Source organism: Oceanospirillum sediminis, assembly GCF_014164585.1.
Lineage (GTDB): Bacteria > Pseudomonadota > Gammaproteobacteria > Pseudomonadales > Halomonadaceae > Oceanospirillum > Oceanospirillum sediminis.
Window position 1 is genome coordinate 1 of the sequence record NZ_JACJFM010000143.1, and the last position, 439, is coordinate 439.

Genomic DNA, 439 nt, shown 5'->3' on the forward strand with positions numbered 1-439 from the left:
CTGAAAAAATTCATAGACGCTCTATGATATTTTTATTTACCGATATGTTTCAAACTGCTGAAGATGAGGTAAAGCTATTTGAGGCGCTTAGACACTTAAAATACAATAAACATGAGGTGATTTTATTTCATGTATTTGATAAGGAAAAAGAGTTACAGTTCGATTTTGATAACAACCCCAAGCGTTTTATTGATGTAGAAACAGGCGAATATATCAACTTATATGCGGACACCATAAAGGAAAATTACAGTGAAGCGGTAAATGACTATTTTGAAGCGTTACGCTTAAAATGCATGCAGTATAAAATAAAATATGTTGAGGCTGACGTTAATAAGGATTTCAATTCTATATTGACAACTTATTTGGTGGAGCGTCAGAAATTTAGATAAAAAAGCACCTCCTAACCTCTCCATGGGGGAGGAACTCTAGCTGAAACGAT

At 33.9% G+C, this 439-nt stretch carries 1 protein-coding gene; it reads left to right on the forward strand.

Features of this window, described 5'->3' with window-relative positions; translation table 11 throughout:
* The coding region (locus tag H4O21_RS28165) for a hypothetical protein (protein ID WP_220495862.1) at positions 1–389 on the forward strand (389 nt) is incomplete at its 5' end.
* Positions 390–439 lie beyond the last annotated feature (50 nt).